The 16,081-nt window shown below is 53.2% G+C and carries 12 protein-coding genes; 8 read left to right on the top strand and 4 right to left on the bottom strand.

The features are described from left to right. Positions 1–89 precede the first annotated feature (89 nt). Complete coding sequence (locus tag ACYVH9_RS10990; protein ID WP_460636361.1) at positions 90–872, bottom strand: LytR/AlgR family response regulator transcription factor; 783 nt, start codon at positions 870–872, stop codon at positions 90–92. Continuing rightward, entirely contained in the window at positions 869–2,023 is a 1,155-nt protein-coding gene (locus ACYVH9_RS10995) for a sensor histidine kinase (RefSeq protein ID WP_460636362.1), read from the bottom strand. The genes ACYVH9_RS10990 and ACYVH9_RS10995 overlap by 4 nt, the downstream gene beginning before the upstream one ends. A 352-nt stretch (positions 2,024–2,375) precedes the next feature. Between ACYVH9_RS10995 and ACYVH9_RS11000 the strand changes: the two genes are divergently transcribed. Continuing rightward, positions 2,376–3,383, top strand: coding sequence for a glycoside hydrolase family 43 protein (locus ACYVH9_RS11000; protein ID WP_460636363.1), 1,008 nt, complete (start codon positions 2,376–2,378; stop codon positions 3,381–3,383). A gap of 106 nt (positions 3,384–3,489) precedes the next feature. On the opposite strand, the gene ACYVH9_RS11005 is transcribed toward ACYVH9_RS11000, so the two are convergent. Next, positions 3,490–4,197, bottom strand: coding sequence for a DsbA family oxidoreductase (locus ACYVH9_RS11005; RefSeq protein WP_460636364.1), 708 nt, complete (start codon positions 4,195–4,197; stop codon positions 3,490–3,492). Positions 4,198–4,444: 247 nt separating this feature from the next. Here ACYVH9_RS11005 and ACYVH9_RS11010 point away from each other — a divergent pair, with 247 nt between their 5' ends. From ACYVH9_RS11010 to ACYVH9_RS11040, 7 genes are all read left to right on the top strand, one after another. Then, on the top strand, positions 4,445–5,788 hold the full coding sequence (locus ACYVH9_RS11010) for a sensor histidine kinase (protein ID WP_460636365.1): 1,344 nt from the start codon (positions 4,445–4,447) through the stop codon (positions 5,786–5,788). A gap of 4 nt (positions 5,789–5,792) precedes the next feature. Next, entirely contained in the window at positions 5,793–6,386 is a 594-nt protein-coding gene (locus ACYVH9_RS11015) for a Crp/Fnr family transcriptional regulator (RefSeq protein ID WP_460636366.1), read from the top strand. 83 nt (positions 6,387–6,469) lie between these two features. Then, the gene (locus ACYVH9_RS11020; protein ID WP_460636367.1) at positions 6,470–7,072 is read left to right on the top strand and encodes a DinB family protein; all 603 of its coding nucleotides are present in this window, start codon (positions 6,470–6,472) and stop codon (positions 7,070–7,072) included. Between the two features lie 18 nt (positions 7,073–7,090). Continuing rightward, positions 7,091–8,407, top strand: a complete 1,317-nt coding sequence (locus ACYVH9_RS11025) for a gluconate:H+ symporter (protein ID WP_460636368.1) — start codon at positions 7,091–7,093, stop codon at positions 8,405–8,407. A 69-nt stretch (positions 8,408–8,476) separates the two neighbouring features. Next, positions 8,477–9,316, top strand: a complete 840-nt coding sequence (locus tag ACYVH9_RS11030; RefSeq protein WP_460636369.1) for a 3-keto-disaccharide hydrolase — start codon at positions 8,477–8,479, stop codon at positions 9,314–9,316. Positions 9,317–9,357: 41 nt separating this feature from the next. Next, positions 9,358–10,599: a DUF2264 domain-containing protein gene (locus ACYVH9_RS11035; protein ID WP_460636370.1), complete on the top strand. Its 1,242-nt coding sequence runs from the start codon at positions 9,358–9,360 to the stop codon at positions 10,597–10,599. Positions 10,600–10,612: 13 nt separating this feature from the next. Further along, positions 10,613–12,889, top strand: a complete 2,277-nt coding sequence (locus ACYVH9_RS11040; RefSeq protein WP_460636371.1) for an alpha-L-rhamnosidase-related protein — start codon at positions 10,613–10,615, stop codon at positions 12,887–12,889. A gap of 50 nt (positions 12,890–12,939) precedes the next feature. On the opposite strand, the gene ACYVH9_RS11045 is transcribed toward ACYVH9_RS11040, so the two are convergent. Next, a complete protein-coding gene (locus ACYVH9_RS11045; RefSeq protein WP_460636372.1) occupies positions 12,940–15,942 on the bottom strand; it encodes a DPP IV N-terminal domain-containing protein in 3,003 nt (1,000 codons plus the stop codon). Positions 15,943–16,081 lie beyond the last annotated feature (139 nt).

Genomic DNA, 16,081 nt, shown 5'->3' on the forward strand with positions numbered 1-16,081 from the left:
CGGTTTTGGCCCATTGCGGAATTCTGGGGGCCGAACGGCCAATATTTAGGGTCGAATGTTTCACACGAGCAAGAGGCATTCTTCGGCTTTTATTTTCCCAGCCACGTTTTAAAATCATTGACGCGATTCGTGCTGACAAAGATCTCCTGCCGGGCGGGCGGGTTTAATTCCAGCTTCAATTTGCTGCCCGAAAAGGTATGGATGGATTGGATAGCCCCCAAGGAGACCAGGTAAGCCCGGTTGACACGGAAGAACTGATGAGGATTGAGCAGACTGCTTACTTTGTCCAGACTGTACTCGATGACCAGGTTTTGCCCATGCTGGGTGGTCAGGTAAGTCGTCTTATCTTCGTAAAAAAAGTACGCAATCTGGGTCACATCAATGCTTTTGATTTTGGGTCCAACCGTGACCATGAAGCGGTCTTTGTAAACGATCGGCTCCGAATGGTTCCGCCAGTTTAGCAGCGCCGACCAGCTCGGTTGTCCGGTTGCGGCAATTTCCGGTTTTTGCTGCATCCATTTGAACTTATCGATGGCGGCTCTCAGCTCCTGCTCATCGATGGGCTTGAGTAAGTAGTCAACGCTGTTAGCCTTAAACGCCTGAATGGCGTAGTTTTCAAAAGCCGTGGTGAAGACGATTGGAATGGTCAGACGGGTTTTCTCAATAATGTGAAAGGCGCTTCCGTCTTCCAGGTGTATATCCATAAAAATCAAATCCGGTTGGTCGGCCACGGGTTGATTGGTAAACCACTGAATCGCTTCGATTACCGAGGGGAGTACGGCAAGCACCTGAATTGACGGTTCATATTCCCTCAAAAGTATTTCCAGTCGCTGGGCGGATAGTGATTCGTCTTCTACAATAACTACATTCATGATAAAAGAGGGATTCTGACGGTAAAGGTATTATCCGATTGGCTGACCAGCACCGGGCGCTCGGTGAGCAACCGGTAGCGACTGGCAATATTCTCCAGGCCAACGCCGGTAGAAGGCGCGGTTGGTGGTCCCTCGGACAGGCGCAATCGAATTGCATTGCTAACCAGTAAGTAGTCGGACTCAATGGTAAGCGAAACAAGCAGGGGCAGCTTCTGCGACATCTGATTGTGCTTGACGGCATTTTCGATCAGGAGTTGCAGCGTCAGGGGAGCAATACTGAATCGAACGGCTTCCTCCGCCGAAACGTGGTTGACGACCTGTAACTTCCCATCAAACCGGATATTCAATAAAAAACAATACGTTTCGAGAAACTCCAGCTCCGTTTTTAGCGGCACTTGTTTGTGCTCTCGCTGCTCCAGAATATAGCGGTACGCTTTAGAAAGATGGTTGATAAACTGAATGGACAATTTAGGGTTCACATCCACCAGGGCCGATAGAATGCTGAGGCTATTGAATAAAAAATGGGGGTTCACCTGATTCTTTAAGGCCTCAAATTGCGCCTGTGAGGCTTCCCGTTTTAATTGTTCGGCACTCACCCGTAGCTCGGCCATTACCTTGTCTCCCCGGCGGTTGGCCGCCAGATAGAACGCCATGAGCAACGCCATGACGGTCAGGGCCGTCGTTGCTTTTCGATTTCGATGCCGGTCTGCCTTGAAATTGAAGTAGCGTTTGCCGTCCTTTTCGGGCGACGGAAACGAATGGACGGTGGCAATCGGAATTTCTGTTTCTTGAAAGGCCATCCGCACCTGATGCAGCCCTCCGAAAAATGCCCAGTCGAAACCGACGGACAGGGTTCCGGCAATCAAAAGGGTCGCCAGCTGAACGGGAAGTTTGACATCCAGCTGAAACAGCCGCCCGGGACGACCATACAGTTTGTTTTCTATCCATTCGGTAATGCTCAACCAAAAGGTAAAGAGAGAAACCGTAATCGGGATTTCGAGGAGCCAAATAATCCAGTAAGCACGAAAAAACGCCCAATCCAAATAATTCAGGTTAATATAAAAGCGGAGAGGCCAGTATATGGCAAATACGCTGGCGGCCAGCCGGATTTTTTGGGGGAGGGTTAGGTTTACGTTATCGGATGTTTCCATAAAACGAGCTGCCAATTCATTCGAAGAATGATCGCACTGGCGCATCATTACAAATGAGCAATATAGCTATTTTAACGGTTTTGAACGAGGGCCGAAGGCGGATTTACTTTCTTCGGAACGGCAACAGGCAACCTGGTAAGCGGTTTTGTATCCATCCCGTTCATTGCTGGCAGGGCTATGGATTTAGCGGAGAAAAGAAAGATGATGATTGTGCTGAACCTGAACGGTTTTGCCCGTCTGTCTTCAAAAGATCAATCCGTTCCGCAGGAACAAAAGATGTTAATTCGTACCTTGCCCGGCCGTATTGCCCGTTCCCAACGGGTATTACGATCGTAAAAATAAACCAACCTCGATGAAAAAAATACTTCTGATTGCCATACTCCTGAGTTCGACCCTGACGGGTTTTTCACAAACGGGCCCCGCTTCGTCCGGAAAATCAAAGAAAAAAACCATGTCCGGCAACCCTGTATTCCCGGGCTGGTATGCCGATCCGGAAGCGGTGATTTTTGGCAAGAAATACTGGATATACCCCACTTATTCAGCTCCGTATAATCAGCAGGTATTTATGGACGCGTTTTCGTCGCCCGATCTGGTGAACTGGACCAAGCACCCCCAAATCATTGATACGACAGCCGTCAAGTGGGCCTGGCGGGCCATGTGGGCACCCTCCATTGTGGAGAAAGGAGGCAAGTACTACCTGTTTTTCGGCGCTAACGATATTCAGGATGACAAAAAGGATGTGGGGGGCATTGGCATCGGCGTGGCCGACAATCCCGCCGGACCGTTCAAAGATTACCTCGGCAAACCGCTGGTTGACAAAATCATCAATGGTGCACAGCCCATCGATCAGTATGTTTTTAAGGACAAAGACGGCCAGTATTATCTGATCTACGGCGGCTGGCGGCATTGCAACATTGCCAAACTGAAAGACGACTTTACCGGTTTTGTGCCATTTCCCGACGGCACAACGTTCAAGGAAATTACGCCCCAAGGGTACGTGGAAGGACCGATCATGTTTATTCGCGACGGCAAATACTATTTTATGTGGTCGGAAGGGGGCTGGACCGGTCCGAACTATTCTGTGGCCTACGCCATCGCCGATTCACCGTTTGGACCCTTTGAGCGCATCGATAAAATTCTGCAGCAGGACCCAACCGTAGCAAGGGGCGCGGGTCACCATTCGGTCATCCAGGTGCCGGGCAAGGATCAGTGGTATATCGTGTACCACCGTCGTCCGCTGACCGAAACCGATGGCAATCATCGGGAAACGTGCATCGACCGGATGGAGTTTGACGAAAAAGGACTCATTAAACCGGTGAAAATAACCGTGGAAGGCGTGAAGCCACAACCGCTGCGGTAGCGAATTCACCGCGCTCAACAAAAAAATCCGACCGTTTACGGTCGGATTTTTTTGTTCTGATGGACGCTGACGGATGTTGGCGTAACGTGGTTTCAACAGCATCCATTTAGGCACAATCGCCGTCGGGCGTGCAGACTGGCCCGTCAATGGTAACCGGTTTTGTCGTGGTGTTCGCGTCCTGCCATTCGCCAAATGCTTTGTTCAGCGCACCCAGAAACGTTTCGGGAGCCTGCGCGCCGGAAACCGCGTATTTGTGGTTAAACACAAAAAAAGGAACGCCGGTAACCCCAATCTGCCGGGCTTCGTTCACATCCCGTTTGACCTCGCTGGTGTACTGGTCGCTCGCCAGCACCTGCTGAACGTCGTCGGCATTCAGGCCGATATCAGTACCCAGTTTCAGCAACGTTTCGTGATCGGCGGTATTCAGCCCTTCGGTAAAATAAGCCTTGAAAAGCCGCTCCTCCATGTCATCACCCTTGCCGTGTTTTTTGGCGAGTTGAACCAGCCGGTGCGCGTCAAACGAATTGGCCACCACCGCATTGTCGAAATCATACTGTAGCCCAACTTCGTTTGCCATGTTAGTAACGTAATCGTTCATCTGCCGGGCGTAGCCGATGGTCCAGCCTTTGGTTTCGGCCAGGTATTCCGAGATGTTTTTGTCCGGCTGTGTTTCCATCGCCGGGTTGAGCTGAAAGCTCTTCCAGACAATTTCGATGGCTTCCTTTTGTTCGAAGTTTTCCAGAGCGGCTTCGAATTTCCGCTTTCCGATGTAGCAGAACGGACACATCACGTCCGACCAGATTTCAACTTTCATTTTCTGATAGTTATATGAAAAAAAGTTGTTTCGATGGGGTTAAATACGCATTTTTCCTCAACGGAATCATGTTGTTACATCAATAAGGATTTCGATCCGGAATTGGTTCAGTGCTATGCAAGACAACGGTTTTCAAGGCCGCCGAGGCAAGGAGCCAGCACGGCCGAAGCCATCGCTGAATTGTGTGACTTTTTTGTACATTTACGGTAATTCCAGCGATAAAACTCAGCAACAAATTCTATATGAAATGACGTACGAAGCCTTGTCTCCTCTCTTTTGGGGGATGGTGGTGGCGATGTTTTTGGCCAACTCCATCCAGTGGCTGATGTACCGGGAACGGATTTACGGTTTGTACACCATTTACACCCTAATCTGGGCTCTTTATTTTGTCATCAATCACCTGCAGTTGCCGACCAACATCAGCAATTTCTACAAGCTGTCGTCGTACCTGGGGTATATCCTGTACCTGGAGCTGGCCAAACTGTTTTTGAATCTCCGGGAGCGACCGCGTTTTCTGCGCTGGGTAGTAGTGGTGCAGTGGATGTTGGCAGTTTACTGCGTTGCCAAAACGTACATTTATCTTTTTACCGATTTCTGGCAGTTTCCGCTGCACCATATTCTATTGCAGCCCATCCGGTTTGCCATGCTGGCGGTGGGTGGGTACATCGTTTATTCATTTTTCCGTTCCAAAGACGTAGTGGCGCGTTTTTTTGTGGCCGGAACAGCTTCTCTGCTGCTCAACCACGCCATCACGGCGGCTTTGCTGATTCATTCCCCCGACCTCCGTCTTTCGCTGCCGTTTTGGAAACACCCCGATTTGTTTCTGCAAATTGGCGTGGTGCTGGACCTGATTTTCTTTTCACTCGGTATTTCGTACCGGCACCGCCGGGAGGCCGTGCGCAAAGCCGTGGTGGAAAAAGACCTGGAACGGGAACGCGAACAGCGCCACCGTGAAAATCTGGAAGCCGATCTGGCTTTGCAGCGGATGCAGCAGGAAAAAACCGACGTGCAGATGCGGGCTTTGCAAAGCCAGGTGAATCCGCATTTTCTGTTTAATGGACTCAATGCCCTGTCGTCGCTGATCGACGAAAATCCCCGACAGGCCGGAGAGTTTGTGGATGAGTTGTCCAATGTTTACCGGTATTTGCTGCGGAGCAACGAAAACGAACTGGTCAGGCTGGAAGATGAACTTCGGTTTATCCGCTCGTATTTCCATTTGCTGCAAACCCGTTTTGGCCGTAATGTTAACCTGGAGGTTTCCGTTGCCGATGAATATAACGAAGCCCTGCTGCCGCCCCTGACCTTGCAGCTGCTCGTCGAAAATGCCGTCAAGCACAACATTATTTTGCCCGACCAGCCGTTGACCATCCGGATTCGGACCACGAGCCAGAACCTGCTGATTGTCGAAAACAATTTGCAGCGGAAAAACCTGCGGATCGAATCGAACGGGGTTGGGTTGTCGAACATCGATCACAAATACCGGTTGCTGAATCAGCCCGTGCCCCTCATTGGTGAAGCCGACGGCTGGTTCCAGGTGATTTTGCTGTTGTTGAAAAATCCACAGACGCAGTTTGTAAATCCGGTCAATTAGGAACATGAATGAATTAAAAATGCCGTTAGCGCAGTTGAAAAAGGCGGCTTTTCAGGGAATAGACATCGCAGAAACGGAATGGAACGCTTTTGCCGCCTGTTGGCATCCGGTTGAACACAAGCGAAAAACGATCCTGACCTCGGCCGGGGAAGTCGAACGGTATTTGTACTTTGTCGTCGATGGCGTGCAGCGGGCTTATTATCTGGGGGATAAAAAACGGGATGCGACCCTCATTTTTTCGTATGCCGGTTCGATGTCAGGCATTGTCGATTCGTTTCAGTTGCAGCAACCGTCGCGGTATTATCTTGAGACGCTGACTGCCAGCCGGTTATTGCGGCTTTCATACGCCGACTTTGATCGCCTGCTTGCCACGTACCCGGCGCTCGAACGGTGGGGGCGACTCGGGACAGCCGCGGCCATGTCGGGGTTGATGGAGCGGTATATTGAGTTGATGACGTTCAGCGCCGAAGAGAAATTCCGGATTTTGCTGACCCGCAGTCCGCACGTCTTGCAACTGATTCCGCACAAATACTTGGCTTCTTATTTGAACCTGGACCCGACGACGTTCAGCAAACTGCTGGCTTCGGTGAAACTGTAAAAACCGTTTCGGAAATCTTGGTCTGGCCCAACAATTTTTCGTGAAATCCGCTTTACGTTTAGGGCTAAAACCCTTCAACTGCCATGCCGACGTTTGAAACCCGTTCTTTGCTGGGTCAATTACAGACCGAAACCCGCAAGCTGGTCCGCATCGTTGAGCAGGAATTCAAGATGTTGTCGGACGAAGCGTTGAACCGCCCGCCCGCGCCGAACCGCTGGAGCGTAGCCCAATGCCTGGAACACCTGAACAGCTATGGCGCATACTACCTGCCGTTGCTCGAAGCTGAAATAAAACGGGCCGAAACCCATTCAAAGGCCGCTTTGCCCCACTTTCGAAGCAGTTGGCTGGGAAATTATTTCGCCAAGTCAATGCAGCCCAACGCCGACGGTTCAATTGGGTTGAAAATGAAAGCTTTCAAAAACCATACCCCCGCGCCGGTCCTGGATGCCCGGACGGTTTTAACGGATTTTCTGAAACAGCAAGACGATCTGCTGAACCTGCTGGAACGGGCAGAACGTGTAAACATTCAGTCTCCCCGCGTGCCCATTTCCATTGCCCGGTTCATTCGCCTGTCGGTGGGCGACACCTTCCGGTTTTTACTGGCTCACGAACAGCGGCACGTTCTTCAGGCGCAGCGCGTCGTAGCCGAAGCAAAACTTTGTTCAAATTCTTCGGTTCAATTGTAATATTTTCTAAGTTTGGTCATGCTCCTGACCATAACCATCCTTGGCATTCTTGCCCTCATTGCGCTTATCTCGTTTGTTCGTCTACACACCTTTTTAGCCTTTCTGGCCGTTTCGCTGGGGGTCGGGCTGGCGCTGGGCCAAAAACCGCTGGAAATCCTGGATTCCGTTCAGAAGGGAATCGGTGGCACGCTGGGTTCCATCACCGCCATTATTGCCCTGGGGGCCATGCTGGGCAAACTCGTGGCCCAAAGTGGGGCGGCTCAGCGCATTGCCATTCAATTGATGGACCTGGTCGGGACGAAGCACGCGCGCTGGGCCTTTATGGTAACGGGTTTCATTGTTGGGCTACCCCTGTTTTATTCCGTTGGGTTTCTTTTACTGGCTCCGCTGGTCATTACGGTTTCGTACCGTTACAAACTTTCTGCGCTGTACATCGGATTACCCATGCTGGCGTCGTTGTCGGTCACGCAGGGCTATTTGCCTCCGCACCCGGCGCCGTTGGCCATCATGAAGCAGTTTAACGCCGATATGGGGCTGACGCTTTTTTACGGCATTATCGTCTCCATTCCGGCGATTCTGATTTCCGGGGCGCTGTTTGGGTCAACGGTGAAGCGCATTACCACCCCGGCCAACCCGGCCTTTATCTCCCCCGACCTGAGCGAAGACCAGATGCCGTCGGCCACCACTAGTTTTCTGACGGTTTTACTGCCCATTTTGCTGATCGGTCTGAGTACGTTTGTTGGGCCTTACTTGCCGACCGGTTCCCTCGTTCAGCAGATCATTCTTTTCGTGGGAGAACCCGTCGTGAGCATGTTTCTGTCGGTGCTGATGGCGTCGTATACGCTGGGGCTTCGGCGGGGAAAAACCATGCCGGAAATTACCGGTTTGTTCGGTGATGCGATCAAGGATGTGGCCATGTTATTTTTGATTTTTGGCGGAGCGGGCGCCCTGAAACAGGTGTTAACCGACGGCGGAGTGAGCCAGTCCATTGCCCAGATGATGGAAGATTCGACTTTGCACCCGTACGTGCTGGCCTGGGGCATGGCCGCGCTCATCCGGGTTTGCACGGGGTCATCAACGGTTTCGGGCATCACCACGGCCGGTTTTGTGGGGCCGATGCTGACCGCTACGGGTGTGGAACCCAACTTGATGGTGCTGAGTATTGGCGCCGGAAGCATGATGTTTTCCCACGTGAACGACACCGGTTTCTGGCTGTTTCGGGAGTATTTTCAGTTGTCGATGACCGATACCCTCAAAACCTGGTCGATGATGGAAACGCTGGTTTCCGTGACCGGTCTGATGGGCGTCATGGCGCTCAGCTGGTTTCTGGGGTAAAATGGATACTTTCGCACCGGGTAAAAACGGGAAACCGTATTGTTGAGCAGGTCTAAATGAATAAATTCTATGCGTTCTTTAGTATTGATTACCGTATTGTTGTTACTGTCCCAACTGGGTTTGGCTCAAACTACCGCCAAAGGCAAGGGCTGGATTGAGCTTTTCAACGGCAAGGATTTGAAAGACTGGTCGGTTAAAATAACGGGCCGTCCGCTCAACGATAACCGGGGAAACACCTTCCGGGTTGAAAACGGGAACATGGTGATTCGCTACGACCAATACCAGAATTTTGACGAGCAATACGGCCACATTTTTTACACAAAACCGTTTTCGGCCTACCTGCTGGTGGTCGAATACCGTTTTGTGGGCGATCAGGTTGCGGGTGGTCCGGGCTGGGCCATCCGCAACAGCGGAGCCATGCTGCACGCTCAGGCACCCGAAACGATGGGCGTCGATCAGGATTTCCCCATTTCGCTGGAAATGCAATTGCTGGGGGGCGACGGAACGCACGAACGGCACACGGCTAATCTGTGCACACCGGGTACCAACGTGGTGATGAACGGCAAGCTATTTACACCCCATTGCCTGGATTCAAAGTCCAAAACGTATCCCGCCGGTCAGTGGGTACACGCCGAAGCCCTGGTGCTGGGCGATTCGCTGGTGAAGCATATCGTGGAGGGTGATACCGTGCTGACCTACGAAAAACCGCAGATTGGCGGTGGTAACGTCATTCACTACAATGCCGACCTCAAAAAAGACGGTCAGCTGCTGCGCGAAGGCTATATTGCGCTCCAGAGCGAAAGCCATCCGGTGGAGTTTCGCCGGGTAGCCCTATTTGATCTATCACCTTACCTGAATAAACCGAAACAACTGGCGGCTGTTCTCCGGAAATTGCAGACCCGGAAGTAAACCCGCGTACGTTGTATGAATCATTTCCAATGATCAACGATATGCCCCGATTGGTGTTCGTCAGTTTGCTGGTGGCTTTCCTAAGTAGCCCGGTACTGGCTCAGCGAAAAACCGTTCCGAAGAAACCTCCGGTTGTCAGCGACCGGCAGATTTGGCTGACCGAAATGGATAAAATGGTTCGGCCGGTGCTCCAAAGTCTGGCACATGATAGCCTGCGCATCGTCATGCCCAAGGAAGTTTCCAAACGATCGGATAACAAAGAGCAACGCGTTCAGGTCCAGTACGTGGAGGTGTTGGGGCGGGTGCTGAGCGGGATGGCACCGTGGTTGCAGGGTGAGGGCGGAAGCGCCGAGGAAGTGACTCTTCGAAATAAATACCGGCAATGGGCCATTCAGGGAATCACCAACGCGCTCGATTCGACGGCCCGGGATTACATGCGGTTTGATCTGGGCGGTCAGCAACTGGTGGATGCTTCGTTTGTCGCGCTGGCCTTTATCCGGGCACCCTGGTTGTGGGAAAACCTGCCTGAAACCGCCAAGGAGCGGTGGGTGAACGCCTTGAAAAGCACCCGGCGGTACAAACCCGGTTTTTCCAACTGGCTGCTTTTCTCGGCCCTGAACGAAGCCTTTTTCTGTCGGTTTGGGTATGAGTGGGACCCCATGCGGGTCGATTATGCACTTCAGCAACTGGAGCAGTGGTACGTCGGTGATGGGATGTATACCGATGGGCCTTCATACGCCTTTGATTACTACAACAGCTATGTGATTCACCCTTACCTGACCGCCATCACGGAAATTGTCGGCAAAAAGACAAATGCCTACAATGGCATGATCGCCAAAATCAAAAAGCGGAATGAACGGTACGCCGTTATTCAGGAGCGACTCATCCATGCCGACGGGTCGTTTCCGGCTACTGGCCGTTCGATTGTGTACCGGGGGGCAGCTTTTCAGCACCTGGCCGACATGGCCCGGCGGGGTGCGTTGCCGGAACAATTAAAACCCGCTCAGGTGCGTTGCGCTCTGACCGCCGTAATCAAAAAAACGCTGGAAAGTCCGTCCACTTATAAAAATGGCTGGCTAACCTTTGGTCTGTACGGTTCTCAGCCAGACCTGGCCGATGTGTATAACAATCAGGGTAGTATGTACCTGGCCACGAACATTTTCCTGCCGCTGGGCTTGCTCGCATCCGATCCGTTCTGGGCCGATCCGCCGGAGAAATGGAGCGCTCAGAAAATATGGAGTGGCGACGATTTTCCGAACGATCACGGAGAAAGTCTCCGCTAGTTAACGAACCATCATGCGTAACTTTTTCTCGCTACTGCTTTCCGTCGGTTACTTAACGGTGGCGGCCCAAACCGCTCCCACGGCGTTACGAACGGATTTATTACTGCATACCGACAAGGTATGGCACAACGGTTTTCTGACCAACCTGACTCTCGAAGCTGCGGATTCAGCACGCTTTCCCGGTCAGCTCGCCCTGGTTCGCAGCCATCGACCTTCCTTCAGCTGGGTGATGCCCGGTGCGCGGCCCCATAGCCGACAGACTGCCTACCGCTTGCTCCTCAGTTCTTCCCGGGAAAAGAGCCTGAACAATCAGGGTGATGTGTGGGACTCGGGCAAAGTTACCAGTAGTCAAAGTGTGGGTGTTTTGCTGCCTGCCGATCGTCGGCTGGACACCAACCGGATCTATTACTGGAAAGTTACAATCTGGGATGATCAGGATACCGAAAGCGGTTTTTCGCAACCGAAAGGATTCCGAACCGCTCCCCAACTGACAGCCTACGAAACACCCTATTATCCGTTGGTCAAAACCGAAGAGAATCCGCAGGCACAACGGTCGCTGGGGCGAAATCGGGTTTTGTATGATTTTGGGAAGGATGCCTTCGGACAGATTTACCTGACCGCCAACACCCTGGCCGAGCAGGATACGCTGATTTTGCACGTTGGGGAAGCCATAACCCCCGAGGGACGTGTGAACGCCAGGCCCGCTGGAACCTTACGGTATCGCCGGATTCCGGTTTTGTTGCAGAAGGGGTTGCATCGGTACGCCATTCAGTTTAAACCCGACAAACGAAACACCGGGCCGAAAGCCATTCTCATGCCCGAGTATATTGGTGAAGTGCTGCCATTCCGGTATGTCGAGCTGGAATTGCGCAGCGGCAATGTGCGGGTCAACCAACTGGTGCGCCAGACGGTTACCTATCCGTTTGACCAAACCGCCACAACGTTCACCAGTTCCGATACAACGCTGAATCAGATTTGGGAACTCTGCAAACACACCATCCGGGCCACGACATTCAGCGGTTTTTACGTGGACGGCGACCGGGAGCGGATTCCGTACGAAGCGGATGCGCTGATTAATCAGCTTTCGCATTACGCAACGGATGCCGAATACAACATCGCCAAGCGGTCGTTGAACTACCTGATCTTTCACGCAACCTGGCCGACGGAATGGTCGTTGCAGAACGTACTGATTGCCGGTTACGACCAGTTGTACTCCGGTGATGCGCGCACCCTGGAGGCACTTTATCCCGAACTGAAAGCAAAACTACTCCTGCCGCTCGCCCGACCGGATGGCTTGATCAGTACCCGGACGGGGTTGCAGACACCGGCCTTTACCAGGTCCATTCATTACGATACCTTCGATGGGCGACCCACCATTCAGGATATCGTCGACTGGCCGCAGCAGGGTGTCTTAGGGCTGGGAAAAAAAGAAGTGGGCGAAACCGACGGTTTTGTTTTTCGGGATTACAATTCGGTGGTAAACGCATTTCATTACCAGGGGCTGGTTTTTATGGCGCAACTAGCGGAGCGATTAGGGAAAACCGATGACGCACTAGTTTACGCAAACCGTGCCAATCAGGTCAAAAAAGCGTTTCAGGCTACCTTTATGAATCCTAAAACCGCTCTGGTGCGCGATGGCGAAGGCACCGATCATGCCTCGTTACACGCAAACATGATGGCCCTGGCGTTTGGGCTGGTGCCGGCAAAAAACCAAGCGAAGGTATTGGCCCACATCCGGTCGAGGGGCATGGCGTGCAGTGTCTACGGTTCGCAGTTTATGCTGGAGGCACTCTACAACGCCAACGAGAGCGCTTATGCCTTGGCCCTGATGACATCAACCGACGAACGGAGCTGGTACAACATGATTCGCACGGGATCGACGATGACCACCGAAGCCTGGGATACCCGTTATAAACCCAATCAGGACTGGAATCACGCCTGGGGGGCGGCCCCCGCCAACATCATCGTACGGAAGTTAATGGGCATTGAAGCCTTGACACCGGCTTTTGAAACCGTGCAGATCAAACCCCAGCCCGATACACTGCGAAAAGCCACGCTGCAACTGACCACCCTGCGTGGCCCGATCATTGCTTCGTTTGAGAATTCTCCCGAGCGGTTTTCGTTCCAGCTTATCTTGCCCGCCAATACAAAAGGCGTGGTGTATTTGCCCCGGAAAAAAGCCAAAGGGCAAGTTCGACAGAATGGCGCGGTGGTTAAGGCGATTGCGGACGGCGGTTTCTGGAAAATTGAAAATGTGGGGGCGGGGAAGCATGAATGGGCGGTTGAATAAGACCTCAGAAAACGCCGAACCCAATTCAGCCGCTCCTTCTTTTTAGGTAGTCAACGACTGTGGAGCAACTCATTCAACGGATAAACAAAGCCGTTTTTGACCACCGTCTGCACCTGACAGGCGTCTTCAATCCGCGTGAGCGGATCACCCTCCACAATCACCAAATCGGCTAACTTTCCGGCTTCGATGGAACCCAGATCGCGGCCCACTCCAACAGCTTCCGCTGACCAGAGCGTGGCCGCCCGTAGGGCTTCAAACGGACTCAGGCCCGCATCGACAAACGATCGTAGTTCGGCGTGGAGGCTGGTACCGTACGGAATAAACGGGCTGTCGGTACCGGTCGTGACCCGCCCTCCCGCGGCTACTAGGGCTTTCAGGGTTTTCTGGATGGCGTTGAACGTGGTCAGGTAACCGGGGTCCAGTTTTTTCATTGTAGCGGCCCCGGCCAGTAACGAATTGGTGTAGTCTTCGGAGAAAAAGGCCCGGTATTGGCGGTTCTGGAGGAGCGTGGAATCCCGGTTTGCCATGATGTAAAAACCACCGTGCATGGAAATGGTGGGCGTAATGTTCATGCCGGATTTGGCCACCAGTTGAATCATGTCCTGGTAGCTTCGGCTCGTAGACGAAATTTTCGGCGAATACCCCCGGCGGCTCGTTCCAACAATGTGTTCGACGGCATCGACTTCATAGCGCATGGCCGGATAGATTTCGTGCGACGATACCGGAATGCCGTGGGCGTGCGCAAAAGCCGTAATCCGTTGCTGCATGGCGTCGGGCATTCGTACATACGTTTTTATGAGATCGAAATTCAGTCGGATGGCGCGGTCGAGCTCGAGTTCCAGTTGTGCACCGGAGCCGATGCTGGTGGCCAGACCGTAAAAAATTCGGCCGCCATCGGTCAGGCCGCCCGTGAAAAACTGCCGGGGGCCAATGCGCCGACCGCTGGCCCAGGACTCCTTGCGTTCAAGTGCATCGTACGGGTCGGCGCCCGGTTCCCGCACGGACGTAATGCCGTACGCCAGCCACCGGCGACCGTGCATCTCCCCGCTGAGGTTGCTCTGGTGAGAGTGCATCTCAAAAAGCCCCGGGATGATGGTCTGGCGGGAAGCGTCCAGTTTTTTGCCGGGCCGGTTGGGTTGGTGATCCACGATGGCTTTGATCCGGTTGCCTTCAATCAGAATATCGACATTCTGGCGGTACGTAGCCGCCCGGCCATCAAAAACCCGCCCGGCGTGGATGGTGAGTTGATCCGAAGGCTGGGCCGTTTTCCAATTGAATTGCAACGGAATCGGTGTGACTTCTCCGCTTTCTACGGATACCCGTTTCACCTGATCGATGGCCAGAAAGACAACGGTTTTCGAGTCGGCAGTCCAGCTGGGGGAATCGGCCAGTTCATTGGTCAGGCGTTTGGGTGGGCCGAGTGGGTTGCCCAATCGGTCAACGGAAACGGTCCAGAGCAAGCCGTCGTGGATGTAGGCCATCTGCGTGCCATTGGGCGACCAGACCGGCCCGTTTTTGCCGCGTGTTCCGAGCGATCGGTCGGGAACGGGGGATACGTGCCGGTCGGGCTGACCCGTGAGCGACACCAACAAAATGTCGTTGATACCTTCCCGGTAGCGCGACGAAAAGTTGTCCAGGGCCGAAAGAGCCAATGTCTGACCGTCGGGCGACCAGCTGGCCTGACCCGGTACAAACAGCGCGCTATGCCGCTTTTCGATGTGGCCGGTTTGTACGTCTACGGTCATGAGGGTGCCACCACCCCAGACGTTCCGGGCGTCGACCTGGTAGAAGGCAATCAACCGGCCATCGGGCGACCACACCGGGTAGCTCAAATCGTCTTTCTGGTTTACCAGCTGCCGATCCTGGCCGGTTTTTAAGTCCCGTATCCACAGATCCATGTTGCCGTTTCGGTCGGAGATAAAAGCTAACTTTGTACCGTCGGGCGACCAGGCCGGGTCCATATCCAGGTATGCATCGTTGGTCATTGCTTTCGGCGCTGGATTGCCCAGAGTAAGCAGCCATACATCCCCCAGCGCAGCAAAAGCAATCTGCTTTCCATCGGGAGAAACGACCGGGCCGCGAATGCCGCGCACCGGTTGGGGAGCGGTTTTGTCAAACGCGTACAGCTTCCGGGTATAGGCAGGGCGCGCCAGTGAAATCGTAGCATGAAACGGAATCGCTGTGGATTCGGAGCTTCCCCAACGCTGTTTTTTCACCTGGCCGTCGGCGGTATACAGGTATTCATCGGCCGATAACCAGTTGACCCGAAACGGAAAAACATCGCTGTCGGAGGGAGTCAGTACCTGCGGTGTTGGATCCGTCAGCTTGACAACGGCCAGGCGGCTGCTCTGGTTGGAGCTTTGCACGGTGTAAAGAATCTGATTATGATCCGGGTACCAGGTCGGGGATGATAGCCGCGCCGGACTTTCAAGAACGAGCTGTTCGCGGCCATTGGCGTCGATTCGGTACAGACCGGGGGCCTCGGTACGGTCGGAAATAAACGCAATTTGCTGGCCATCGTGTGAAAAACTCGGATTGAAGTCGTTGGCGGTATGGTGCGTCAATGGGGTGAGTGCACCACTTTCGACGGTCAGCTGCCAGATGTCGTAATTCCCGCTGCGGTCGGACGAAAACACCAGCCGTTTGCCGTCGGGCGACCAGTGCGGTTCGCGGTCGTCGTGAACGCCAAAGGTGAGTTGTTTCCGCTGGCGGCCGGTTTTGTCAATGATCCAAACATGGTATGTGCCGTCCCAGTAAGCGTGGAAAGCCAGCCAGTTTCCGTCGGGCGACCAGGCCGGTTGTCGGCAGTCGCCCAAGGCATCTGTGATGGGCCGCGCCATGCCGCCGGAGATGGGTATAAGCCAGAGTGTTCCTTGCAGGTCGATGGCGATCGTCTGGCCGTCGGGGGAAAGAGCGGAGGCAATGTTAGTCCCTTCGTGGACGCTGATTCTTAGGGAGTCGGTCCGGGGAGAGCTACGTACGGTTTGGACGTGAAATAACCAGAAAAATCCAAGATACAGGGAAACGACAATGCGAAGTATAGCGGTTGGCATTACAGAAAAAGTACAATAACGGTGAGCAACCAGACTTAACGGCTTTTCTGGTTTTGAGGGATTATTTAAACGGCGAAGTGGCGTAAATATAGTTCAATTTGATTACCGAATGCGAGAAGTCCTAATTTTTAGTCAGTCA

Source organism: Larkinella harenae (genome assembly GCF_054780515.1).

Bases quoted from the DNA above. Each gene is read 5' to 3' on its own strand.
- ACYVH9_RS11005 (WP_460636364.1), bottom strand. From the start codon at position 4,197: ATGAAAGTTGAAATCTGGTCGGACGTGATGTGTCCGTTCTGCTACATC.
- ACYVH9_RS11020 (WP_460636367.1), top strand. From the start codon at position 6,470: ATGCCGACGTTTGAAACCCGTTCTTTGCTGGGTCAATTACAGACCGAA.
- ACYVH9_RS11040 (WP_460636371.1), top strand. From the start codon at position 10,613: ATGCGTAACTTTTTCTCGCTACTGCTTTCCGTCGGTTACTTAACGGTG.
- ACYVH9_RS11025 (WP_460636368.1), top strand. From the start codon at position 7,091: ATGCTCCTGACCATAACCATCCTTGGCATTCTTGCCCTCATTGCGCTT.
- ACYVH9_RS11030 (WP_460636369.1), top strand. From the start codon at position 8,477: ATGCGTTCTTTAGTATTGATTACCGTATTGTTGTTACTGTCCCAACTG.
- ACYVH9_RS10990 (WP_460636361.1), bottom strand. From the start codon at position 872: ATGAATGTAGTTATTGTAGAAGACGAATCACTATCCGCCCAGCGACTG.
- ACYVH9_RS11000 (WP_460636363.1), top strand. From the start codon at position 2,376: ATGAAAAAAATACTTCTGATTGCCATACTCCTGAGTTCGACCCTGACG.
- ACYVH9_RS11015 (WP_460636366.1), top strand. From the start codon at position 5,793: ATGAATGAATTAAAAATGCCGTTAGCGCAGTTGAAAAAGGCGGCTTTT.
- ACYVH9_RS11035 (WP_460636370.1), top strand. From the start codon at position 9,358: ATGCCCCGATTGGTGTTCGTCAGTTTGCTGGTGGCTTTCCTAAGTAGC.
- ACYVH9_RS11010 (WP_460636365.1), top strand. From the start codon at position 4,445: ATGACGTACGAAGCCTTGTCTCCTCTCTTTTGGGGGATGGTGGTGGCG.
- ACYVH9_RS10995 (WP_460636362.1), bottom strand. From the start codon at position 2,023: ATGGAAACATCCGATAACGTAAACCTAACCCTCCCCCAAAAAATCCGG.
- ACYVH9_RS11045 (WP_460636372.1), bottom strand. From the start codon at position 15,942: ATGCCAACCGCTATACTTCGCATTGTCGTTTCCCTGTATCTTGGATTT.